This is a genomic window from Clostridium tyrobutyricum DSM 2637 = ATCC 25755 = JCM 11008 (assembly GCF_000359585.1).
In the GTDB taxonomy this organism is placed as follows: domain Bacteria; phylum Bacillota; class Clostridia; order Clostridiales; family Clostridiaceae; genus Clostridium_B; species Clostridium_B tyrobutyricum.
This window is the reverse complement of sequence record NZ_APMH01000004.1, coordinates 101,622-126,008: the sequence shown is the minus strand read 5'-3', so window position 1 is coordinate 126,008 and position 24,387 is coordinate 101,622. Positions and strand designations below refer to the sequence as shown.

At 32.5% G+C, this 24,387-nt stretch carries 22 protein-coding genes; 19 read left to right on the top strand and 3 right to left on the bottom strand.

All coding sequences use genetic code 11. The features are described from left to right. Positions 1 to 26: 26 nt before the first annotated feature. Entirely contained in the window at positions 27 to 776 is a 750-nt protein-coding gene (gene map, locus J418_RS0103665; RefSeq protein WP_017750448.1) for a type I methionyl aminopeptidase, read from the bottom strand. An 86-nt stretch (positions 777 to 862) separates the two neighbouring features. Next, complete coding sequence (locus tag J418_RS0103660) at positions 863 to 1,426, bottom strand: class I SAM-dependent methyltransferase (RefSeq protein WP_017750449.1); 564 nt, start codon at positions 1,424 to 1,426, stop codon at positions 863 to 865. Positions 1,427 to 1,659: 233 nt separating this feature from the next. Here J418_RS0103660 and J418_RS0103655 point away from each other — a divergent pair, with 233 nt between their 5' ends. Beyond that, the gene (locus J418_RS0103655) at positions 1,660 to 2,787 is read left to right on the top strand and encodes a glycerate kinase (protein WP_017750450.1); all 1,128 of its coding nucleotides are present in this window, start codon (positions 1,660 to 1,662) and stop codon (positions 2,785 to 2,787) included. A gap of 52 nt (positions 2,788 to 2,839) precedes the next feature. Here the strand turns inward: J418_RS0103655 and J418_RS0103650 are convergent, their stop codons facing one another. Then, the gene (locus J418_RS0103650) at positions 2,840 to 4,033 is read right to left on the bottom strand and encodes a M20 metallopeptidase family protein (RefSeq protein WP_017894815.1); all 1,194 of its coding nucleotides are present in this window, start codon (positions 4,031 to 4,033) and stop codon (positions 2,840 to 2,842) included. Positions 4,034 to 4,238: 205 nt separating this feature from the next. On the opposite strand from J418_RS0103650, the gene J418_RS0103645 reads away from it, so the two are divergent. The 18 genes from J418_RS0103645 to J418_RS0103560 all read left to right on the top strand — a co-directional run bounded on the left by J418_RS0103645 (position 4,239) and on the right by J418_RS0103560 (position 24,305). Beyond that, positions 4,239 to 5,090, top strand: a complete 852-nt coding sequence (locus J418_RS0103645) for a MurR/RpiR family transcriptional regulator (protein ID WP_017750452.1) — start codon at positions 4,239 to 4,241, stop codon at positions 5,088 to 5,090. 21 nt (positions 5,091 to 5,111) lie between these two features. Beyond that, the gene (rpiA, locus tag J418_RS0103640) at positions 5,112 to 5,795 is read left to right on the top strand and encodes a ribose 5-phosphate isomerase A (protein ID WP_017750453.1); all 684 of its coding nucleotides are present in this window, start codon (positions 5,112 to 5,114) and stop codon (positions 5,793 to 5,795) included. A gap of 14 nt (positions 5,796 to 5,809) precedes the next feature. Then, positions 5,810 to 6,778, top strand: a complete 969-nt coding sequence (locus J418_RS0103635) for a Gfo/Idh/MocA family protein (protein WP_017750454.1) — start codon at positions 5,810 to 5,812, stop codon at positions 6,776 to 6,778. A gap of 74 nt (positions 6,779 to 6,852) precedes the next feature. After that, on the top strand, positions 6,853 to 7,824 hold the full coding sequence (locus J418_RS0103630) for an L-lactate dehydrogenase (protein ID WP_017894814.1): 972 nt from the start codon (positions 6,853 to 6,855) through the stop codon (positions 7,822 to 7,824). 276 nt (positions 7,825 to 8,100) lie between these two features. Continuing rightward, positions 8,101 to 8,343 (top strand): acyl carrier protein, encoded by a 243-nt coding sequence (locus J418_RS0103625; RefSeq protein WP_017750456.1) that lies wholly within the window; start codon positions 8,101 to 8,103, stop codon positions 8,341 to 8,343. Next, on the top strand, positions 8,340 to 9,809 hold the full coding sequence (locus J418_RS0103620) for an AMP-binding protein (RefSeq protein ID WP_017750457.1): 1,470 nt from the start codon (positions 8,340 to 8,342) through the stop codon (positions 9,807 to 9,809). The genes J418_RS0103625 and J418_RS0103620 overlap by 4 nt, the downstream gene beginning before the upstream one ends. A 24-nt stretch (positions 9,810 to 9,833) precedes the next feature. Further along, positions 9,834 to 10,946 carry a LuxE/PaaK family acyltransferase gene (locus tag J418_RS0103615; RefSeq protein ID WP_017894813.1) on the top strand — a complete coding sequence of 371 codons (1,113 nt, stop codon included), beginning with the start codon at positions 9,834 to 9,836 and terminating at the stop codon, positions 10,944 to 10,946. Beyond that, the gene (locus J418_RS0103610) at positions 10,943 to 12,238 is read left to right on the top strand and encodes an acyl-CoA reductase (RefSeq protein ID WP_017751850.1); all 1,296 of its coding nucleotides are present in this window, start codon (positions 10,943 to 10,945) and stop codon (positions 12,236 to 12,238) included. The genes J418_RS0103615 and J418_RS0103610 overlap by 4 nt, the downstream gene beginning before the upstream one ends. Before the next feature lie 170 nt (positions 12,239 to 12,408). Further along, entirely contained in the window at positions 12,409 to 13,854 is a 1,446-nt protein-coding gene (locus tag J418_RS0103605) for a sigma-54 interaction domain-containing protein (RefSeq protein WP_017751851.1), read from the top strand. A 165-nt stretch (positions 13,855 to 14,019) separates the two neighbouring features. After that, positions 14,020 to 14,916 (top strand): AraC family transcriptional regulator, encoded by an 897-nt coding sequence (locus J418_RS0103600; RefSeq protein WP_017751852.1) that lies wholly within the window; start codon positions 14,020 to 14,022, stop codon positions 14,914 to 14,916. A 209-nt stretch (positions 14,917 to 15,125) separates the two neighbouring features. Further along, positions 15,126 to 15,953 (top strand): sugar phosphate isomerase/epimerase family protein, encoded by an 828-nt coding sequence (locus J418_RS0103595; RefSeq protein ID WP_017751853.1) that lies wholly within the window; start codon positions 15,126 to 15,128, stop codon positions 15,951 to 15,953. 219 nt (positions 15,954 to 16,172) lie between these two features. Next, positions 16,173 to 18,110: a 3D-(3,5/4)-trihydroxycyclohexane-1,2-dione acylhydrolase (decyclizing) gene (gene iolD / locus J418_RS0103590; protein ID WP_017751854.1), complete on the top strand. Its 1,938-nt coding sequence runs from the start codon at positions 16,173 to 16,175 to the stop codon at positions 18,108 to 18,110. A 26-nt stretch (positions 18,111 to 18,136) separates the two neighbouring features. Then, entirely contained in the window at positions 18,137 to 19,039 is a 903-nt protein-coding gene (iolE, locus tag J418_RS0103585; RefSeq protein WP_017894812.1) for a myo-inosose-2 dehydratase, read from the top strand. A gap of 45 nt (positions 19,040 to 19,084) precedes the next feature. Next, a complete protein-coding gene (locus tag J418_RS0103580) occupies positions 19,085 to 20,104 on the top strand; it encodes a Gfo/Idh/MocA family oxidoreductase (RefSeq protein ID WP_017751856.1) in 1,020 nt (339 codons plus the stop codon). A 47-nt stretch (positions 20,105 to 20,151) separates the two neighbouring features. Then, positions 20,152 to 20,946 (top strand): 5-deoxy-glucuronate isomerase, encoded by a 795-nt coding sequence (locus tag J418_RS0103575; RefSeq protein ID WP_017894811.1) that lies wholly within the window; start codon positions 20,152 to 20,154, stop codon positions 20,944 to 20,946. Between the two features lie 49 nt (positions 20,947 to 20,995). After that, on the top strand, positions 20,996 to 21,838 hold the full coding sequence (locus J418_RS0103570) for a transketolase (RefSeq protein ID WP_017751858.1): 843 nt from the start codon (positions 20,996 to 20,998) through the stop codon (positions 21,836 to 21,838). Between the two features lie 3 nt (positions 21,839 to 21,841). Next, complete coding sequence (locus J418_RS0103565) at positions 21,842 to 22,807, top strand: transketolase family protein (RefSeq protein WP_017751859.1); 966 nt, start codon at positions 21,842 to 21,844, stop codon at positions 22,805 to 22,807. Positions 22,808 to 22,916: 109 nt separating this feature from the next. Continuing rightward, positions 22,917 to 24,305, top strand: a complete 1,389-nt coding sequence (locus J418_RS0103560; protein WP_017751860.1) for an MFS transporter — start codon at positions 22,917 to 22,919, stop codon at positions 24,303 to 24,305. Positions 24,306 to 24,387 lie beyond the last annotated feature (82 nt).

The following is a 24,387-nucleotide window of genomic DNA, read 5'->3' as shown; positions in this document are numbered from 1 at the left end:
GTTTTAATCATACCTTCTTGATTGTATTAATTCTGTTCAGTTAAAACTAAAGGCCCATTTTTGGTTATTGCAAGAGTGTGTTCATATTGTGCTGAAAGACTTCCATCTTCTGTACGTGCTGTCCATCCATTCTTATCCAAAGTAGTTCTATAGGTACCTATATTTATCATAGGTTCTATTGTAATAACCATTCCCTCTCTGAGTTTAAGACCTCTTCCAGGTTTTCCGCAATGGGGAACGCTTATATCATCATGCATTTCCTGACCGATTCCGTGTCCTGTATAATCCCTTACTACCGAGTATCCAAGAGATTCTGCATAAGTTTGTATTTCGTGTCCTATATCGCCAATATGATTTCCTATGACAGCTTTTTCTATGCCCCTATAAAGGCAATCTTTAGTAACTTTCAAAAGATCCTTTGCCTGTTTGGATATATTTCCAACTCCATAGGACCATGCTGAATCAGCGAGCCAACCGTTTAAATTTACAACCATATCTATAGTTACAATATCGCCATCCTTTAAAGGAGTATCAGACGGAAATCCATGACAGATTTCATCATTTACAGAAGCACATGTAGCATATGGAAATCCCATATAACCTTTTTGTTCAGGTGTGGCGTTATGCTTTTTTAAAAATTTTTCTACAAAATTATCTATTTCCATGGTAGTTATACCTGGTTTTATTATTTTTGCAATTTCCCTATGGCATGCTGTTAATATTTTTCCTGCAGCGGCCATATAGCCTATTTCCTTTTCTGTTTTTATATCTATCAAATGTATCGCCTCTATTCTTGAATATTGTATGCACAATATTATTTTAACATATTCATCAATTAAGAAAACTATTATCGGGAATTTAATTATTTATTTATGCAACTTAAAACATATGCAGGAGGTATATTTCTGAATTCTCGCTTCACTTTAATATCTTTAAAATAATGTTTTAAAAATTTAACTTTTAATAAGGTATATTGGAAGGTTATAAATCTTCCATTAGATTGATTAAGCAGTTGTTTTGTCTCTTCCAATATATTTATTGAGGTGGATTTTGGCAGGCTTGCAAAAGGAAGACCTGATATTATATAATCTATATCTTCAACATTGTATTTATTTAGGTATCTCTCAATATTTTCACATGAATCATGTACAATAAACAAGTTGTCTTCATTTTTGAATTTGTATTTAAGTAAATTATAAAATTTTTCATTGTATTCAAAAAGTATTACCGTAGTTTCCGAATTTCTGTTTTCAAGTATTTTTTCTGTAAACACTCCTGTACCTGGTCCATATTCAACTATACATTTTGCCCTTTTAAAATCAATATCCATTATCATTTTGTTGGCAAGATATCTTGAACTTGGTAATACAGCCCCTGTTGCTCTCGGCTTTTTTAAGTATTGCATCATGAATGACAGTTCTATCAATTTTTACTCCCCCTAGTTATGAAAATTACTTAATATTATAACTCAAAAAATAACAAAATCAACATATAAGTAAAAAATTTTCATAAAATGTTATTTTATACTATAATACTTGATTTTTCATTGTATAATATGGATAAAGTAAATTAGAATACTATATTAATTTCATTAAACTATTTATAATACAAAATAGGGTTTATAATTAGAAAATATATAAATATTTAAGGAGTGAGAAAATGAAAATTGTAATTGCACCTGATTCATATAAAGGTAGTTTAACTGCCATGGAAGTAGCAGATAGCATAGAAAAAGGTATATTGAAAGTTGTAAATGATCCAATTATTGAAAAAATACCAATGGCAGATGGAGGCGAGGGAACAGTTCAATCCCTTGTGGACAGTACTGGTGGTAAAATAATTTATAAATCGGTTAAAGGACCTGTTTTAAAGGATGTAAATGCTTTTTATGGTATTCTTGGAGATGGAAAGACTGCGATAATAGAGATGGCGGCTGCATCTGGGCTTCCTCTTATTTCAAAAGAGGAAAGAGATCCTATGAAAACGACGTCCTATGGGACAGGCCAGCTTATAAAGGATGCAATGGACAAGGGATGTACAAATATAATAATAGGACTTGGAGGAAGTGCTACTAATGATGGAGGAATAGGAATGGCAAAGGCGTTAGGTGTAAAGTTCCTTGATATAAATGGAGAAGATATTGGACATGGTGGGGGAAGTCTTTGTAAACTTCATTCTATAGACATGTCAAGTATAGATTCTAGAATAGGCAAATGTACTGTAACAGCCGCCTGTGATGTTGACAATCCACTTTGTGGCAGGGAAGGAGCTTCCCATGTATTTGGACCACAAAAAGGAGCTGATGGAGATATGGTTAAGATTTTAGATAAAAATCTTGCTCATTATGCCAATATTATTAAAAATAATTTAAATATGGATATAGTAAATATTCCAGGTTCAGGTGCAGCCGGGGGACTTGGTGCTGGAGTGATGGTATTCTTGAACTCCAATTTAAAGAGAGGAATAGATATAGTTATAGATATTACAAAACTTGATGAAAAAATCAAAGATGCAGATTTAATTTTTACGGGAGAAGGCATGATAGATTTTCAGACTGCTTTTGGAAAGACGCCTTTTGGTGTTGCCAAAGTGGCCGACAAATATGGAATTCCTGTTTTAGCTATTGCAGGTGGAATAGGAAAAAATGCAGAAACACTTTATAATAAAGGATTTGAGAGCATTTTTTCTATAGTAGATAAACCTATGTCACTTGAAGATGCCATGAAAAATGGGAAGATGTTGATAGAGAAAACATCTGAGAGAATAATGAGAATTTTAAATATTTAGCTTGAAGTAAATGGATGCTGATTTTGTACCAGCATCCTGAATTCCAGATTTTTTAAAGTTCATTTAATAATTTTAAGGCTGATCTGCTTAAGACCTCCATCCCATAAATCATTGCATCTTCATCTATATCAAATTTAGAATGATGCTGCGGATATACAATGCCTTTTTCAGGATTGCCAATACCAACAAAGAAAAAGCATCCTGGTACTTTCTGCAAATAATGTGAAAAATCTTCACTGCTCATGAAAGGACTTATAGGATGAGCAGCATTTCCAACTACTTCTTTTCCTGCCTTTAGAACTATACTTGTGATTTTTGGATCATTTTGAAGAACATAGGTACATGGACTTCTGGTAATTGTACAATGTGCACCCATTGCATCGCACATATGGTTTACTATTTTTTTGATGTGATCATATACCGATTCACGTACATCCTCATCAAGGGATCTTATTGTTCCTCTTAATTCAGCTCTTCCTGCTATGGCATTATATATGCTGCCAGATTGAAATACTCCTACTGATACAACTGCCTGTTTCATAGGATCTACATCTCTTCCTACAATGGTATTGAGAGCAACTACAACTTCAGCTGCTGTCAATATGGCATCTATTGTTTGATGGGGCATTGAAGCGTGACCTGCCTTGCCCTCTATATTTATGGAAAATTGATCGCTGGCTGCCATTACAGGTCCTGATGAAATGCCAATTGTACCCATTTTAATAGGCTGCCATAGATGAAGGCCTATTATTCCATCAACTCCATCCAATCCACCATCTCTTATAATTGCATCTGCACCTGATCCATTGAAAACTTCTTCCTCGCTTGGTTGAAATATGAACCTTATATTTCCATTTATTTTATCACGTATCTCACAGAGTATTTTTACTGCTCCAAGTAATATTGCTGTATGTCCATCATGACCACATGCATGACAGGAGCCTTTAATTTGTGACTGATAAGGCTTTCCGCATTCATCATCTATTGCAAGGGCATCTATATCAGCTCGTATAGCTATAGTTTTGCCGGGATTATTTCCTTTTAAATCTGCAATCACGCCGGTTTTTGCACATTTTCTAATGTCTAAATCGAAGTTATTTAATACTTCTAATATCTTTTTTTGAGTATTGAACTCCATTTTACTGAGTTCTGGATGTTTATGAAAGTACCTTCTTAACTCTACTGTTTCAGGATAATATTTTTGTGCAAGTTCGCTTATACGGTCCATTTCTTTTACGCTATTCATAAGCATAATCTCCTATATTTAAATTTTCTATTCTTTATTACATAATTCTCTTATGGTATTACTTATAATACCATAAAATGTGGAATTGTAAATACAATATTATATAAGAAATTTTATTTTTTAATATATTGAATTGACGAAATTTTATTTTGAATATATTATATATAATATAGGTATTTTAAATTAATCAAGGGAGTTATAAAAATTGGATAATAGAAAAAAAAATGTACTGGATCAAATACTGGAAACTTATGAACAACTATATGAAGCTGAAAGAAAAGTTGCAAATTACATTGTAGATAATGAGAAAAAAGTTATAGATATGACTACTTCCGAGTTGTCATTGGAAAGTGGAGTTAGTGAAGCTACTATAATAAGAATGTGTAAAAAATGTAATTTCAAGGGATTTCATCATTTAAAAATACAGTTGGCAAAGGAAATGGTAATTTCAGAAGAAAAAAACATATCCAATGATATTAATTCAAATAATATAGAACAATCACTCAAGAATATACTTGCAAATAAAATTCAGGAATTAAAACAGACTATATTGATGATGGATGAGGATTATATAAAAAGAATACTGTATATAATCAAAAAAGCTAGAATAGTTGAATTTTCAGCTTTGGGCAATTCCATACCTGTAATTTTAGATGCATCATATAAGTTTAATCAAATAGGAATACCGTCAGTTGCAAGCACCATATGGGAAAACCAGCTTGCTTATGCATATACACTTGGTGCAGAGGATGTATTGATAGTTGTATCTGATTCCGGGTCTTCAAAGAAATTGTTGACTTTGCTTGATATTGCAAGTAAAAAGCAGGTTGATACAATTTGTATAACTAGTCATAAAAAATCTCCCTTGGCTAATAAAAGCAAATATATATTAAATACAGTTACAAGAGAAAGGCTCTTTTTTGACGAATTCAGTTTTACAAGTCTGCCGGCTATGGTAGTTATAGAAGTACTATTTCTGCTGCTTGCTGATGAGAAAAATGACTCTTATAAATGGATCAGTCAGCATGAACAATCAATGGCAGATGATAAATTTTAGTAAAATTAGGAGATGAAAAGTTTGGAAAATGATATACTAAAGAAAAATTGTGCCAGAGAAGCTTTAAAATATATAAAAAATGATTCTATAGTAGGTTTGGGTGGAGGAAGCACAATATCATATTTAATGCAATACATAAAAGAAAGCAAAGATGTGAACATTAAAGTAGTTACTCCCTCATTTAAAACAAAGATGTTGTGTATAGAAAATGGTATAGAAGTTCTCCATACTTGTTCTGTTGATAGAATAGATATAGCTTTTGACGGATGTGATCAAGTGGATAAAGAATTAAATGCTTTAAAAAGTGGAGGAGGAATTCATACAAAGGAAAAATTAATCGCCGCCATGTCAGATGACTACATATTGCTTGTAGATGACAGTAAATTTGTAGATACTCTTACTTTCAAGTATCCTGTTGTACTAGAAATTTTAAAAGATTCTTTAAAATATGTTATAAAAAAAGTTGTAGAATTAGGTGGTGAACCATTCATTAGAAAAAGTGGTGCAAAAGATGGACCAACTGTAAGTGATGGAGGAAATTTGCTTCTTGACGTGAATTTTAAAAATGTTATTGATATAAAGACACTTGAAAGAAATTTAACAAGTATAAATGGAGTAATTGATACATCACTTTTTGTCGGTGTAGTTACAAAAGTATTGATTTCAAGTAAGAACGGTATTAATATAATTTCAAAAAATAATTAGATGGGGTGAAAAATATGAATAACATAAAATGGGCTATACTTGGACCGGGAAATATCGCTTCAGAGTTTGCAAAAGCCCTGTGTGAAGTCAATGGAAGTATATATGCAGTAGGTTCCAGGTCACTGGAAAAGGCAAATAAATTTGCAAGTAAATTCAATGTTGAAAAGACATATGGAAATTATGATGAAATGTTAAGAGACGATGCAATTGATGTAGTATATGTATCCACACCTCACTGCAGTCATTATGAATACATAATGAAGAGTCTTGAAAACAACAAGCATGTTCTCTGTGAAAAAGCTATAACTGTAAACAGAAATCAGTTAAATGACATAGTTGAACTTGCACAAAAAAAGGGCCTTGTTGTAGCAGAGGCAATGACTATATATCATATGCCTCTCTATAAGAAGCTAAAAGAAATTGTACAGTCAGGGAAGCTAGGAAAACTGAAAATGGTTCAGGTATCTTTTGGAAGCTGTAAGGAATATGATGTAAAAAATAGATTCTTTAATATGGAATTGGCCGGAGGAGCTATTCTGGATATAGGGACTTACGCACTTTCGTTTACTAGATATTTTCTTTCCAGTCAGCCAAAAGAAGTATTGACTACAGTGAAAAAGTTTGAAACCGGCGTAGATGAACAGTCTGGTATAATACTCAAAAATCCGGATGATGAAATGGCAGTTATCTCACTAACTATGAGGGCAAAGATGCCAAAGAGAGGTGTAGTTGCAGGAGAACTTGGTTTTATAACTGTAGATAACTTTCCACGAGCAGATAAGGCAGTTATAACTTACGTGGATGGAATATCAGAAACCATAGAAACGGGATATACATCCAAGGCATTGAATTATGAAGTTGAGGATATGACAAGGTATATAAAGAATAAAAGCAGTAGAGATACCCTGAAACTGTCTGTTGATGTAATGGATATAATAAGTGAAGTAAGGACTCAATGGGGAATAAAATATCCTTTTGAATAGTTTAAATCTGCCTAAATTATATGATACAATTAAATATATGTATAGCTATACATAAAAAAGGAGGCAGCATTATTATGAATTCTATAAATAATAAACTTGTAATAGTTGGAGTGGGAAATGTAGGTACTGCTGTATTGAATACTGCATTATCTTTTGGATTTGCTTCAGAAATTGCACTAATTGATATAGATAATGACAAGGCAAGAGGTGAAGCATTGGACTCAAGTCATACTACACCTTGTACATATAGTGTCAATGTGGACATACATGAGGGAAACTATGAAGATTGCAAAGATGCCAATGTTATTATTATAGCTGCAGGTCCAAGTATATTGAAAGATGATAAAAATGATGATAGAACAGTTCTTGCAGAAAGAAATGTAAAAGTAATGAAAGATGTAATGGGTTCTATAAGCAAGTATACAAAGGATGCAATAATAATTATAATAACAAATCCATTGGACACAATGGTATATTATGCTGAAAATTTCTTTGGATATCCCAAAGAAAAAGTATTTGGAACAGGTACAAGTCTTGATTCAGCCCGTTTTAGAAAGATCATAGCAAATAGATACAATCTTGACCCTAAGGATGTTCATGGTTATATGTTTGGTGAACATGGTAATACTGCATTTCCAGTATGGAGCCATTTGAATGTTGAGGGAGTTTCAGCAGATGAGCTTGATAAATTTTTTCCTCATGACAAACCATTGGATAAGGAAGAAATAGCTTCAGATGTAGTAAAGGTTGCCTATGATGTACTTCATTTGAAAGGGTGTACAAATTCGGGCGTTGCTATGGCGGCCTGCAGAATTGCCAGGGCAGTATTTATGGATGAACATAGTATATTGCCTGTTTCCACTACTCTTGAAGGAGAATATGGATTAAAAAATGTAGCACTCAGTTTGCCATGTATTATAGGAAAAAATGGAGTTGAAAGAAGGCTTGAAGTTTCTCTTACTGATGAAGAAAATGACAAACTTTATAACAGTGCAAAAAATATTTTGGCTACAATGAAAGCTGCAGGATTAATAGAAGATAAATAAAAAACATGTGGTTTTTGGGTCAATGCTTTTATAGGGCATTGGCTTTGTTTTTTTGTTGTAAAAAGGAAACAAGATGCATATTTGCAACAGAATAATTATTTGTAATATGTATAGTTAATCCAACCAGTATTTCAAGTATGACAACAATGAAAACGTTGCATACATGCATCAAACAAATATTAATATATACTTGTAAAACGGCATAATATTAATATGTAGACTGTGGCATGGTATTTGCTTTTTTTAACAGTATTAAAATATTTAGGAGGAATTTTCATGAAAAATATAGATAAATTAAAAAAGATACTTATAGAAATTTTTAAAATAGAGAATATAGATGAAATTACAGATGAAATGGGACCTAACGATATAAAGGATTGGGATTCACTTGCACATGTGGAACTTGTAAATGCACTTGAAGAGGAATTTGAGATAAATCTGGATGTAATTGACATATCAAGAATGTACACTATTGGCGATATAAAGAAGATACTTAATAAATATGAGGTAGAAATATGAATTTTACGGACTACATATTTGAAAAGTCCAAAGGTCTCAATAAGACAGCTGTAATAGACAATGGTGAGATAATTTATAGTGAAATATATGAAAGAGTATGCAGCATAGCTTGTCTGTTGCAGTATAAAAATTATTCAAAAGAAGATAGTGTACTTGTTATTTCTGAGAACTCTACTTTTTTTATAGAAACTTATTTTGGAATAATTAAAAATGGAAGTATATGCGTACCTGTAAATCCATCTATGGATAAAAAGGATATAGCATATATAGCAAAAATTTTAAACATAAGACTGGTTTTTTGTCAGTATAAGTACAAAACTGAAATGAAAGACTGTTTTGGCGAAAATGTTGAAATACGTACAGAAAGATATATATGTGAAAAACAATCAAATTTAAAGTTAAAAATTGATGTTGATATGAAAAAAGACACTGCTTTAATTATGTTTACTTCAGGATCTACTTCAAAGCCTAAAGGAGTAATGCTGACTCATTATAATCTAATTTATAATACAGATTCCATAATACAATATTTGAATTTAACTGATAAAGACAGAATAGAAGTTGTACTTCCTTTCTACTATTGCTATGGAACTTCACTTTTAAATACTCACTTTAGATGTGGTGGAAGCTTGGTTATAAATAATAGATTTATGTTTCCACAGACTGTTATAGATGATATAAACAAATATAAATGTACCGGGTTTGCAGGAGTGCCTACAACTTATCAAATACTTCTCAGAATGACAAATTTCAAGGACTCTCAATTCTCATCCTTGAGATATGTTACACAGGCAGGAGGAAAACTGCCTAAAATATTTATAAGTGAGTTATACAAGATTCTTAAAGGCGTAGATATTTATATTATGTATGGACAAACTGAAGCTACAGCAAGGCTTTCATATTTGCCGCCACAACATATTATGGATAAATTAGGCTCCATAGGAAAAGGAGTTCCAGGTACGGAACTAATGATACTAAACAGGAATGGTATGCCTGTCAATACAGGTGAAATAGGAGAGATAGCAGCCAGAGGCGGAAATATAATGAAGGGCTATTTTAATGATGAATATGAAACTAAAAAGGTAATTAAAAATGGACTTTTATATACAGGGGATATAGCATATAAAGATAAAGAGGGCTATATATTTATAGTTTCCAGAGAAAAGAATATAATAAAATGTGCAGGAAATAGGATAAGTCCTGGTGAAATCGAAAATACAGTAGCTTCTATAAAACAAGTGGTTGAATGTGCCGTAATAGGAGTGGAAGATGAGATGTTAGGTGAAGCTGTAAAGGTATTTGTAGTTTTGAATGGTAACTATAAAGACATAGATGAGAAATATATTATAAATTATTGCAGCAGCAGACTTCCGAAATACAAAACCCCTAAGTATATAAAATTCTTACCTTCACTTCCTAAAAATTCATCAGGGAAGGTTCTCTTTAAACAGTTAAGAAACATGTAAAATAATGTGAAGCAGGTGAATCCTATGAAAACGGAACATTTGATAGAGAAAATAGTGCTGAAAAATCAATATCGAATTTCTCAGAAAGAAAAAGAAAAAATTTTACTTCCAATTTTAAAAAAACAGATTGAATATAATAGAATTAATCCCAATATAAATTCTATGTACAATAAATTGCATATAGATATTTCTAAGATTCAAAGTCTTGAACAAATTCCATTTATTCCAGTAAACATGTTTAAAAAGTTTGATCTTCTTACTTGCAACAAAAAAGATATTATAAGAATATTAAATTCAAGCTCAACTACAACAGGTATACCAAGCAAAGTATATTTGGACAGATATACGGCTATACATCAATCACAATCACTTTTAACAACTTTGAAAAGTTTTTTAGGAGGAAAAAGAAGGCCTCTTTTGATTTTGGATACGGAAGCTGTTAATAAAAGTGGAAATATATTAAGTGCCAGGGGAGCAGCTATTAGAGGAATAAGCAATTTTGCAAGCAGTATAACCTATGCAATGGATGGACAAAATGAGGATTTGAAAATAAATTTTGAAAGATTAAATAAATTTGAACAGGATAATAGTGGCAAAGAAATTTTAGTGTATGGTTTTACCTATATAATATGGAGTAAGTTTTTAAGAATTATGGAAAGAAAAAATATAAAGTTGGATTTATCCAATATGAAACTTATGCACAGCGGTGGATGGAAAAAGCTTTCCTCCGAAAAAGTCGGAAAAGAGGAATTCAATAGCAGAGTTGCTTCTATCTTTAGTGCCAAAAGAGAAAATATAATGGACTTTTATGGAATGGCTGAGCAACTTGGTGTAATCTTTGTAGATTGTGAGTGTGGATACAAGCATGTACCGGATTTTGCAGATATTATAATAAGGGATTTTAACAGCTTGCGGGAATCGAAAATTGGAAAGCGTGGAATTATAGAGGTTATTAGCATTTTGGGATCCAGTTATCCCTCACAGGCTGTTTTAACTGAGGATGTAGGCGAACTAATTGGAATAGATGATTGTAAATGCGGTAGAAAGGGCAAATATTTCAAATTTAAATCCAGAATGCAAAGGTCGGAAACGAGAGGCTGTGGCGATACTTTTGCAGAAAGGGAGAAGGACAGATGATAGATTGTTATTTGTTAGACGGACATATATATCATGAAAAAATCAGATATTGCAACTTTAAATATATAATTGAAAATACAACTTGTAATTTGGAACTGCTGAATTCTATACCTTCGGAGGTTATAATACTTATATTGGATGAATATTCCAGAAAACTGTCTAGAAATAAAAATATGCTGAAGATAGAAGGAGTTGCCTATCTTTCATTTTTTTTAAGAAAAGCCAATATTGAAAAATTGATTGAGCTGAACATAGGAAACAAAAAATATTTGGATGATTTTGTAGACAAGGGAAAAGGAAAGTTTGTAAAAGCACAGGGGCGGGGAATTTCTTGCCATTGGGTAGCAGGTAATGTATATACTCTTGCAATTTACTCTGTAGTTCAATCTATAATAGCTAAAAATTTCAATATTGCGAGAATACCTGAACAGAGTTTGCAAATGGTATTAAAATTACTTGAATGTATGGAAAATATAGAGGTAAATTATATGGGAAAGTCATATTCTTCTATAGATATATTGAAAAATATTTGCATAATATATTTTAATAGTAAGGATGAAGACCTCAACAGAGAGATGTCCCATATTGCTGATTCAAGAATTATATGGGGAGGACAGTATGCTGTAGAACATATTTCACTTCTTCCTAAAAAGACTACCTGTAAAGATATAATTTTTGGGCCCAAGTATTCTTTTGCAGTTTTTGACAGTGATATTTTAGAATGCGACAGTTGTGAAAAATATATGGACAGATTGGTTTTGGATATAGTGTTATTTGGACAAAAAGCATGTTCATCTCCCCAGGTATTGTTTGTAGAAAAAAGCAATAAAACACTTAATTATATAGTTAAAATGTTGGAGAGCTCTTTTGAAAAAATAGGGGTAAAACATAAAAATATTTTGGATGAAGGACAATGTACAAAAATTATAAACGAAAGAGGCTTTTATAGTCTAAGCCTGGACAAAGATATTTGCTGCAGCAGGGGAATGGAATATACTATTTTGATTAATAATGATATAAAATTGGAAGAACCTGTTGGAGGAAGATGTATTTTTGTAAAGGAAATAGACAGCATATTTAATTTGGAAGCACTTATTACAAGGAGAATACAGACTGTAGGTTTTGCAATTAAAGATGAAAACAAGATATTTAAGTTTGCGGACTTGGTTACGAAAGCCGGTGTGGACAGAGTAATAAATATAGGAAATATGAATGACTATGATTGCCCATGGGATGGATATTTGATGATAAATGAGCTTGTGAGATGGTGTAATTTAAATATGAATTTTTAAATTAAAATTGATACACTGCTTATAGAACATAGCACTTATTAACTTATTAAATATGTGCTATAATTTTTATATAATGTAATTTATTGTACTATTTAATCTCATCAATTGTTTTAAAATTTATACTTTTAAAATGACAAGGATAATTAGATATGTACTTGGGAGGGTTGTTTATGAAAAACAACAATTTTTTGGGATTCGATGAATTTCTGCAGGAAGATGTAAATACATTGAAATTTAGAATAAAGCAGTTGTATCAGGTTCTTGAAAGTTCTTATGATGGTATATACATAACGGATGGAAATGCAAATACCATATTTTTGAATAGGGCGTACGAAGAAATTACAGGGATGAAAAAAAAAGAAATGATTGGTAAAAATATGGCATACTTAGAAAATGATAATTATATTTCTAAATCCGGAACGCTTATGGTTCTTAAAAGCAGAAAAAATATTACAATTGAGCAGAAATTTAAAACTGGCAAAACAGCACTTGTGTCCAGCAGCCCAATTTTTAACGATAATGATGACATAACAATGGTTGTTACAAATGTAAGAAATGTTACAGAGCTCTATGAGTTGAAAGAGCAGTTGAAAAAGAACAGGGAACTTACAGAAAAATACTACTCTCAATTGAGGGCAATGAGACATCAGTTGCTTAAATTTTCAGATATCATAGTAAAAGATGAAAAGATGCTCAATATACTTGAAATGGCAAGAAAAGTGGCCAAGGTAGATACAACAGTACTTTTGTTGGGTGAAACTGGTGTTGGTAAAGAAGAGGTAGCCAAGTATATACACAAAAATAGTAAAAGAAGCAAAAAGAGTTTTATTAGCATAGATTGTGGGTGTATTCCTTACAATCTTATGGAATCCGAATTATTTGGATATGAAAAGGGAGCTTTTACAGGCGCCAATAAAGAAGGAAAGGTTGGACTTTTTGAACTGGCCAATAGTGGTACGATTTTTTTGGATGAAGTTGGAGAACTTCCACTAGATATGCAGGTTAAATTGTTAAGAGTTCTTCAGGAAAAGGAAATAAAGAGAATAGGTGGAGTAGACAATATTAAGATTGATGTGAGGGTAATAGCGGCTACCAACAGAAATTTAGAAGAAATGGTCAGAAAAAAAAATTTCAGGGAAGATCTGTATTATAGATTAAATGTAGTTCCAATTAAAATATTACCACTAAGAGATAGAAAAGATGATATAGAACCTCTTGTAGAACATTTCATGTGTGTGTTTAATAAAAAATATAATTTTAATAAGATAATAACTCATGGTGCAATAGAATCACTTAAAGAATATAAATGGCCTGGTAATGTAAGGGAATTAAAAAATATAATAGAAAGAATTATGATTATGAGTACAGGAAATAAAATACTTAGAAGTGATTTACCTATAAAGGAGGTTTGGAGTAATGATAATAGAAATACAGATGTTGAAAGAGGGCATTTGAAATTGAAAGAGGAAGTTCAAAATTTAGAAGAATTGTTAATAGAAAATGCTTTTAAAAGATATGGAAATGTTAGGGATGCAGCCAGGGAATTAGGAATAGATGCATCTACTCTTGTAAGGAAAAGGAAGAGATATAAAAATAAATATATGATGAAGAAATAATACTTTTTTTAATAATGTACTCAGAAAATTTTATATTTTGAAAACGTTTTATAATCTTAGTTTAAAATGGTATATATAATCAATATTTAACATAATAAATTTAGTAGTATAAGTTACAGTTGTAAAGTACAATTATCAAGTTTTAAATTTAAAGGGGTGGAATTGATGATTCAATGCTTTGTAAAAAAAAATGTTACTTCTAGTTTTAATTATGTTACATTTCCCAAATTGCTTTATGTCAGTAAAATAAAAGAAGAGTCCAGTATTTATCCGCGTGTAATGCATTCTCATGATGATTTTGTAGAGATTGTTTTAATATGTAAAGGCAGTGGTGAATATTCTATTGGCGGTAAAATGTACAATATTAAACCAGGTGATGTTTTAATATATAACAGTGGTGTTATTCATGATGAGATTTCAGGACCCAATATTAAGATAGCCAGCTATTGTTGTGCTATTAGTGGAATTAAAGTAGAAAAACTACGAAAAAATGCTTTGATTCCTGATGATGAATGTCCTGTTGTGCCAAGTAAAAATAAATTTCCAGTATTATATAAAATTTTTAATGTGATGTTCTCTACTCTTTCGAGTGGATGCTATGGTGCAGAAGAGAGTTGCAATTATCTTATGATGGCACTTTTAGTACAAGTTAAAAATTTATTGTGCAAAATAGCCGGTTTTCATGATGGGGATACTGATGAACCTAATGTTTTAGTAAGGCGCATTGAAAAATATATTAATCAACATTATAAAGAGGATATGAGTTTAAAGACAATGTCGGGTGATTTGAATATTAGTCCATACTATTTATCTCATATATTCAAAAATTTTACTAGTTATTCACCAATTCAGTATGTATTGCGCCGACGTATTGGAGAAGCTCAGACGTTGTTGATAACAACCAACTATTCTGTTACACAAATAGCTTCTATAGTGGGATATGATAATCCAAGCAATTTTAACTTGATTTTCACAAAATATGTTGGAATGTCTCCTAAAAAGTATAGAAAAAATTACATTGTGAAGGTTGATAATATCAAGAAGAGTTTTACATTAAATTGAAAAAATTAAATTTAATTGTATGAACACAGCTCTGAAGATTTTTTAAATCTTCAGAGCTGTGTTCATATGATTGAATTTCCCGGCCAAACATTTTACATTAAAAATATAAAAGCAAGAAATGTATAAAACTTTTTATATAATGGGTCTATAATGTATATGACATGAAAATAATATTATTATATATAAAATAAAAAAGGAGTTGAAGTTAAGTGAAACTTGGTTTTAATGAAGCAACATGTATGAAAAAATCAAATGTTATGAGAGATTTGGAACTTTGTGAAAAGTATGGCTATGACTATATTGAGCTTCGTCTTGACATGATAAAAGATTATTTGGAAGATCATAGTATTGAAGATCTAAAAGAATTTTTTAAGGCAGGTCATTTGAAACCGTTCGCCCTAAATTCAATTGAAAATATTAATTTTTGTAACAAAAGGCAGTGGAATGAACTTATAGATTTATTTACTTTTGGGTGCAAGGTTGCATGCCATATAGGAAATCCCTATATAGTAGTGGTTCCAACTGTAACTTCAGAGGTATCCAATAAAAATGAAGAGGAAGTTTTCATTGACTCTGTAAACGTATTAAATAAATTAGCCGATATAGCTGAAAAATATAATGTAAAACTTGCATTTGAACCTATAGGAGATAAGAAATGGGTTTGCAATAGTATTCGTCAGGCATATGAAATTGTAAAATTAGTAAACCGTGATAGTGTTGGACTTGTAGTAGATTGTATAAATGTCTATTTGCATGATAAATGTGCAGATATTGAGTATCTCAGAAAAATACCGCTAGACAAGATATTTGTATTTCATATTAATGATTGTGAAAATCTGCCTCTGGGAATTTTGGACCATTGTAATAGGCTCTTCCCGGGAGACGGCTGTATACCAATAAAAGAAATTACTGATATATTAAAGGAGAAAGGTTACGATAAAATTGCTTCTTTAGAATTATTCCGTCCTGAATACTGGAATATGGAACCTGAAGATGTTATACGTATTGGTGCAGAAAAAACAAAACAATATTTATAGAGAACTTTATAATAAAACAAGAATTTTATAGTTTTAGGAAAATGATATTAAAAGTATTAAGGATAATAAAGGATAATATATGAAATATCCCAAATATCAAAGCAAGAAATCTATAGAATTGCATTAAAAAAAATTTTATACTATACACGTAAGGTAAAAGTAAGTAAATACCCATTATGTTAAAAATTAAAATATTGTTAGATAGAAGGAGGTATTACTTTGAATAGAGTAAAAATGACAGTGGGACAGGCAATTGTTAAGTTCTTGAATAATCAGTATATAGAATTTGATGGAGTTGAAAACCAGTTTATAGATGGTATTTTCACAATATTCGGTCATGGAATGGTAGCAGGACTTGGACAAGCATTGGAGGAGGATCCAGGACATCTAAGAGTATACCAGGGGCGTAATGAACAGGGAATGGCACATGCAGCTATGAGTTATGCAAAACAGAATAATAGAAGACGCATAATTGCATGTACATCATCAATAGGTCCAGGAGCTGCAAATATGGTTACTGCAGCACTCACTGCATCTATTAATAATATTCCTCTATTGTTGTTTCCATCGGATACGTTTTCTACACGTCAGCCGGATCCGGTACTTCAACAGATAGAGCAGCCATATAACCTGTCTATAACTACAAATGACTGCTTTAAGCCAGTAACTCGTTATTGGGATAGAGTTGCAAGACCGGAACATCTTATGACTGCTCTTATAAATGCAATGCGGGTATTGACGGATGTCAGCAATACTGGAGCAGTATGTATTGGCATACCACAGGATGTACAGGGTGAGAGTTTTGATTTTCCTGAATACTTCTTTAAGAAGAGAGTACATCACATTGCCCGCCGTAAAGCAGATGACAGGGAAATTGAAAATGCAGTTGATCTTATTATGGTTAGCAAGAAGCCTTTATTTATTGGAGGCGGAGGCGTAAGGTATTCAGAAGCCGGAGAGACTCTTCAAAGTTTTTGTGAGGAATTTGGCATACCATATGCTGAAACACAAGCAGGTAAGAGTTCTACCAAGTCATCAAGTCCAATGAATTTGGGTGGTGTAGGTATAACAGGAACACTTGCTGCAAATACAGCAGCAGAGATGGCAGATTTGGTTGTTGGAGTAGGAACTCGATTCAATGATTTTGTAACGGGATCCAAGGAAATATTCCGCAATCCTGATGTAAGATTTGTTACTATAAATACATCTGAATTTCATGCTGAAAAGATGGATGCTGAACGTGTTGTGGGAGATGCAAAATTAAATTTGGAGATTATTGTAAAAGAACTTCACAGCAAAAAATACAAACCTGCTTATAAAGAGGATGAAATAGCAAAAATTCAATCAGTATGGGAAAAGGAAAGGCAATCAGTTTGCAATGTTGTTTATACAGGAAAAGATTTTGTGCCATGTGTTCCAAGTTGGACTCCTGAAATTATAAATGACTATATTCGAGATATAGGAGGTACTATTACAGAATCCAACGGAGTAGGTATTGTAAGAGATGTTATTGATGACGATGCAATTGTTGTGGCTGCTGCAGGGTCACTGCCAGCTGATCTGGAACGCCTTTGGACTACAGATGTAAAGGATTCCTATAACATGGAGTATGGTGCATCATGCATGGGCTACGAAATTGCAGGTGCACTAGGTTCCAAACTGGCTGAACCGGATAGAGAAGTTTATGCTCTAGTAGGTGATGGCTCGTTCCTTATGTTGAATTCTGAAATTACAACAGCCGTACAGGAAAATGCAAAGATAACTATTATTGTATTTGACAATGCTGCATTTGGATGTATAAATAATCTACAGATGGGAAATGGAATAGGAAGTATGTGTACAGAATTTCGCTATCGTAATGAGAAAAGTGGAAGAACAGATGGAAACTATATCTATGTAGATTTTGCAAAAGTAGGAGAAGGTTATGGCTTGAAGGGATATGTAGCTAAAACTCCTGAAGAGTTGAGAGCAGCTCTTGAAGATTCAAAAAAACAAACAAGATCATGTATTATTGATGCCAAAGTACTTCCAAAGACAATGGCAGAAGGTTATAAATCCTGGTGGCATATAGGTGTTGCATCTGTTAGTAAATCAGAAGTAACTCAAGCCTCCTATAAAAGCAGACTTGAAAGACTTAAAAAAGCAAGAATATATTAAAACAAACTTACAAGGGGGAAGGTTTTATGTTAAATAGAGAAAATGTTAAAATTGGAATTGCACCTATTGCATGGACAGAAGATGACATGCCTGAATGGGGAAAAGAAAATACTTTCTTACAGACAATTAGTGAAATTGCACTTTCTGGTTATAAAGGTACTGAAATAGGATGCCAGTTTCCTAGAGATACAGACATTTTGAATAAGGAATTCAGTCGTCGAGGTATTTCAGCTATAACAGCATGGTATAGCTCCTATCTTAATGAAAAACCATATGAGGTTAATGAACGTGGCTTTATAGATCATATGAATTTTCTGAAGGCAATTGGTGCCAAGCATGTAGTCGTTTCTGACCAGAGCCATAGTATTCAACATTTTAACAATATTCCACATACTGACAAGTATGTTATTACAGATGAAGCTGAGTGGAAGCAGCTGGCAGAAGGACTGGACAAACTCGGTAAAATAGCTGTGGATAATGGCATGATGCTCATATACCACCATCATATGACTACTACAGTTCAAAGAACGAATGAAATTGACAAATTGATGGAATTAACTAATCCCAAGTATGTAAATCTTCTATTTGATACAGGACATCTTACATTTTCAGGTGAAGATCCAGTTGCAATTCTAGATAAACATTTTGACAGAATTAAGCACATTCATTTGAAAGATGTTAGACCTGATATCATGAAGAGATGCAGAGATAAAAAGTTGAGCTTTTTAAAATCCGTTCTTGAAGGTGTATTTACTGTTCCAGGTGATAAAACTGGTTCTGTAGATTATCCTGCAATTTTTAAGATATTGGAGAAAAGGAATTATAAAGGTTGGTTGGTAGTTGAAGCTGAACAAAATCCATATATATATAATCCACTTGATTATGCTAAACTTGCAAGAGCATATATTAAGGAGCAGACAGGTATATAAATTAAAAATTTTAATATATTATTTATGAAAATGGGGGAATTTAATATGAAAAAAATTAAAATTGGTTCTGCAGGTTTAGGCCGTCTTGGATATGAACATGCTTGCAATCTTGCTACACGTGTACCTGGAGCTGAACTTACTGCAATTACTGATATAGATGAAAGCAAGCTTAAACAAGTAAAAAGTGAACTAAATGTTCCATATGCTTACACTGACTTTAAAGAAATGTGCGCTAATCCTGAGTTAGATGCAATTGCCATAGTTACTCCATCTGCTCTTCACACAGAACAAATTGAAATTGCATTAAATGCTGGAAAGCATGTATTCTGTGAGAAACCTTTGGATACAAATATAGAGCACTGCAAGAAAGCTGAAAAAGTTGTAGAAGCCCACAAGGATAAAATATTCATGTTGGGATTCATGAGACGTTATGATTATTCGTATCGCAAGGCAAAAGAAAAAATTGAGAATGGTGATATTGGAAGAGTAATTTTGGTTCGTTCCTATACACAGGATCCTATAACAACAATAGAAGGTACATTGGCATTTGCACCACACAGCGGAGGACAGTTCCTGGATATGTGTGTACATGATATAGATTTATGCCGTTGGTTTACTGGAAGTGAACCAAAGAATATGTGGGGTATAGGAGGATGCTTTGAATTTGAGCAGTACCGCCAGTGGAATGACGCAGACAATGTAGGTTGTATGATTCAGTTTGAGGACGAAACTATGGCATTTATGTTTGCCGGACGTGCTGCAGCTCACGGTTGTAATGTAGAGACTGAAATTATTGGAACTAGGGGTACTCTAAGAATTGGATCAGTTGGAACCGATAGTTTACTGGAAGTAATGAGTGAGCATGGAGTATGTCGTGAATGTTATCCAGATTTCGTTGCACGTTGGCATAATGCATATATAGCAGAAATGGAGGAATTCGTAAAATGCATTCAGGAAAACCGCAAACCAAATGTAACTGTATATGATGGTACTGCTGTTTCAAAGATTGCAAATAGATGCAAAGAGTCATTTGAAAAGGGGCAAATGTTACCATATGAAAAGTAAGTTTGTATAAACATATTTTAAATTATAGAAAGAGGCGTATGCAAACTATGAAAATTTCTAGAAATACTCCCTTTTCAAAGGGATATAATGAAATTGTTAGTAAAGAGAAACATCCTTCAATGATGGGAATGGAATTTGGTGTAATTTCCATGGAAGATGGTGATGAAGATTCTTTCACTTATAATCAGGAAGCAATATATGTTCTGATGACTGGTAAGATTACATTTTCATGGAATAACAACAGTGAGACAGTAGAACGCAATAGTTGTTTCCATGAGGCACCTATTTTACTTCACGTGCCTCAGAATACGGCTGTATCAATTAAGTGTTTATCGAGAACTGCAGAGGTTGCAGTTTCAAGAACTGAAAATACAAAAAAATTCCAGGCAAAATTATTAAAGCCAGAAGATTGTCTTTGCGCAAATGAAGAAAGAGGTGCAGGTACATTAAATGAGTGCTCAACACGTCTTGTAAGAACATTCTTTGACAGATCAAATTGTCCTGAAACTAACTTCTTTGTTGGAGAAGTTGTTAGTTACCCTGGTAAGTGGTCTTCATTTCCACCACATACTCATGTGGAGCCGGAAATTTACTTTTATAAATTTTTGCCGGAAAATGGATATGGACTTGCAGAAATGGGAGATGATGCTTATAAGGTAAAAAACAATGAACTTACAGGAATGCCTTGTAATACTACACATGCCCAGTCTACAGCTCCAGGATATGCAGAATATTATTTATGGGTAATACGTCTTAGAGATGCTCAGAATATTATTACTACAGTAAGACCGGAGTATGAATGGACAACTGAGTCAGATGCAAAATATTTTCCAGAATTATAGATGATTTAACTAAGATGACTAAAAGATAACTCTCACAAGGAGGTATAAAATGTTAAGTAAAAGTGAAATCAGGGAACTAAAAAGATTAGCTGTAAAGATAAGGATAGATACTATAAAATCCATTGCTAATTTTGGTGCAGGACATGTTGGTGGTGCAATGTCTATGGTTGAAACTTTGGCTGTATTATATGGCAAAATCATGAGATATGATACTAAAAATCCAGACTGGAAAGATAGAGACTGGTTTATATGTTCAAAGGGCCATTCAGGTCCCTCATTGTATGCTACTCTTGCAATAGAAGGTTTCTTCCCGGAAGAAGAATTAAAGACATTGAATCAAGGAGGAACTAAACTTCCCAGCCATTGCAACAAGGATTTAACAAAAGGTGTTGACATGTCAACAGGTTCGCTTGGACAAGGATCATCTTTGGCAGTAGGAGTTGCACTTGGGAATAAGTTAGATAAAAGAGATAATTATACTTATCTGATGCTTGGTGATGGAGAAATCCAGGAAGGTCAGGTATGGGAGGCAGCGCTTTATGCAGCACAGAAAAAGTTGGATAATTTAATTGCTTTTGTGGATTATAATAAAAAACAACTTGATGGCTATGTAAAAGATATAAATGATGTGGGGGATATTAAAGTAAAGTTTGAATCTTTTGGTTGGAATGCACAGAAAGTAGATGGCAACGATGTAGTTCAAGTATACGATGCCATAATGAATGCAAAAAAAATTAAAGGTAAGCCATCTTTAATAGTTCTTGATACCATAAAAGGAAAGGGAATTCCTTTTGCTGAAAACCTTAAATTAAATCATCATATACAAGTTAGCAGTGAACAATTGGAAGAAACTCTTGCATATTTGGAAAAAGAACTTGAAAGGCTGGTGTAATTTATGAGTGTGGTTTTAGCATCAAAAAGAATAAAAGATGAAGAAATGAGAAATATATATTGCAATACTCTGCTTAAAATTGCAGCAAAAAATAAAGATGTTGTAGTTTTAGATGGCGATTTGATGTCATCTATGGGTATGAGAAAATTTGCAGAAGAATTTCCTGAAAGAACTTTTGATGTAGGAATTCAGGAAGCAAATATGATAGGTGTTGCAGCTGGATTATCTGCTACGGGAAAGATACCATTTGCTCATACATTTGGACCATTTGCCACAAGAAGATGCTTTGATCAATTGTTTCTGTCTGTAGGTTATTCCAACCGAAATGTAAGAGTAATTGGAAGTGATCCGGGAGTTACAGCAGCATTTAATGGAGGTACCCATATGCCATTTGAAGATATGGGGATAATGAGAAATATACCTAATGTTACGATACTGGAACCAGTAGATTGCACAATGCTTGAAGATTTAATCAAGCAGACAGCAGCTTTAAAAGGATTTTTCTATATTAGACTACTTAGAAAAAATCCAATTAAAATATATGAAAGTGGATCAACATTTGAAATTGGCAAGGGAGTTACCTTGAAAGATGGTAAGGATGTAAGTATAATAGCTAGCGGAATAATGGTTAATGATGCTATAAATGCAGCTGAAGCTCTAGCTAAAGAAGGAATAAATGCCAAGGTTGTAAATATATTTACATTGAAGCCAATTGACAAAGAATTAATAATAAATTGTGCCAAAGAGACTGGAGCTATAGTAACTGCTGAAAATCATAATATTATAAATGGATTAGGAAGTGCAGTTTCTGAAGTATTGAGTGAAAATATTCCAGTACCTTTGGAAAGGGTAGGTATACGTGATAGATTTGGTCAGGTTGGCTCAGTGGATTATTTGAAACAAGAGTATGGACTTACTGTTCAGGATATTGTTAATACTTGCAAAAAAGTAATTGAAAGAAAAAAATAATAGTTGCACAGTATAAATTAGATATATAATTATTACTATAAAATACTACAAAACTATAAAATAGTTTTGTAGTATCAATTTATGAAACAAGATAGGATTGAATACAGTTATGATTGAAAAAAAGCAGAAAAAAATAGCACTGATTGTAGCTATGTGCCTTTTTATGGAAATGTTAGACGGTACAATTGTAACAACAGCAACTCCGGCTATATCAAATACATTTAAAGTACCACTGGCTTCAACAAGTGTTATTATAACAGCGTATATGATTACTTTGGCCATGTTTATTCCTTTAAGTGGATGGTTTGCAGATAGATTTAATAATAAAACAATATTTTTAAGTGCAATTGTAATATTTACTGGGGCTTCTATTGGATGTGCCTTGAGCAAATCATTTGATTTTTTAGTGGCAATGAGAATTATACAGGGTCTTGGAGGTTCTATGATGGTTCCTGTTGGAAGATTGATAGTATTAAAGAAAACTCATAAAAAGGAACTGCTTCAGATGATATCTTATCTTGTATGGCCTGGCCTTATTGCACCTGCAATAGCACCGCTTTTAGGAGGGCTTATTGTAACTTATTATTCTTGGCATTTGATATTTGCAATCAATATTCCTCTAGGAGCTATAGCATTTTTGGTGAGTTTTAGAATATTGGAGAATTCTAATGGAGATAAAAATAAGTCATTAGATTGGATGGGATTTATTTTGATTGGAATAGGTGCCGGAGGTATTATTTACGCAGCCAATATATTGGCTGATTCCAGTAGATCATGGGAAAAAGGTCTTGTTTTGTTATTAATTTTTATCATGGAATTTTTGCTTGCAATGCTTTACCTTTACAGAACCAAAGATCCTTTAATTGATTTAAGAGTTTTGAAGATAAAGACTTTTCGCATATCTCAGACAGGAGGATCACTATTTTGGTTTTGTGTAGGTGCAGCTCCTTTTCTACTTACTATTATGCTTCAAAATTTATTTGGGTGGAGTGCAGCTTACTCTGGCAGTATAGTACTATTTATATTTGTTGGAAACATTGGAATAAAACCAGCCAGTACATTTTTAATAAACAAATATGGTTTTAAAACCATATTTATTGATTCAATGTTGGTAGTTTCAATAACAATGGTTGTAAGTGCATTTTTTTCCATACACACTCCAATAGTTTTCATGATTATTATCACAATTTTAAGTGGTATAGGCCGTTCTTTGACATTTACCTCTTATAATTCAATTGCATACAGTGAATTGGATTATAAGCAAACTAATGCTGCCAATACACTTGAATCAACTACAAAAAATATGGCACAGGCTTTAGGTATAGCCATAATTTCAGTAGTATTAAGAATAGGACAATCTATTTTTTCAGGAAAAGGATTAGAATCATTAAGTTACAGATTATCCTTTTTTGTTCTCGCAGTATTCTGCATAATGGCATTGATTGAGATATTCACGCTTCCTAAAAATGCAGGAAATGTTGTTCTCAAGGATAGATAAAAATTTGACAACCTTGAGGAAATGATATCATTAAAAACAAGATATTTTTAGACTTAGAAGAACTGGTTAAATTAAAATAATA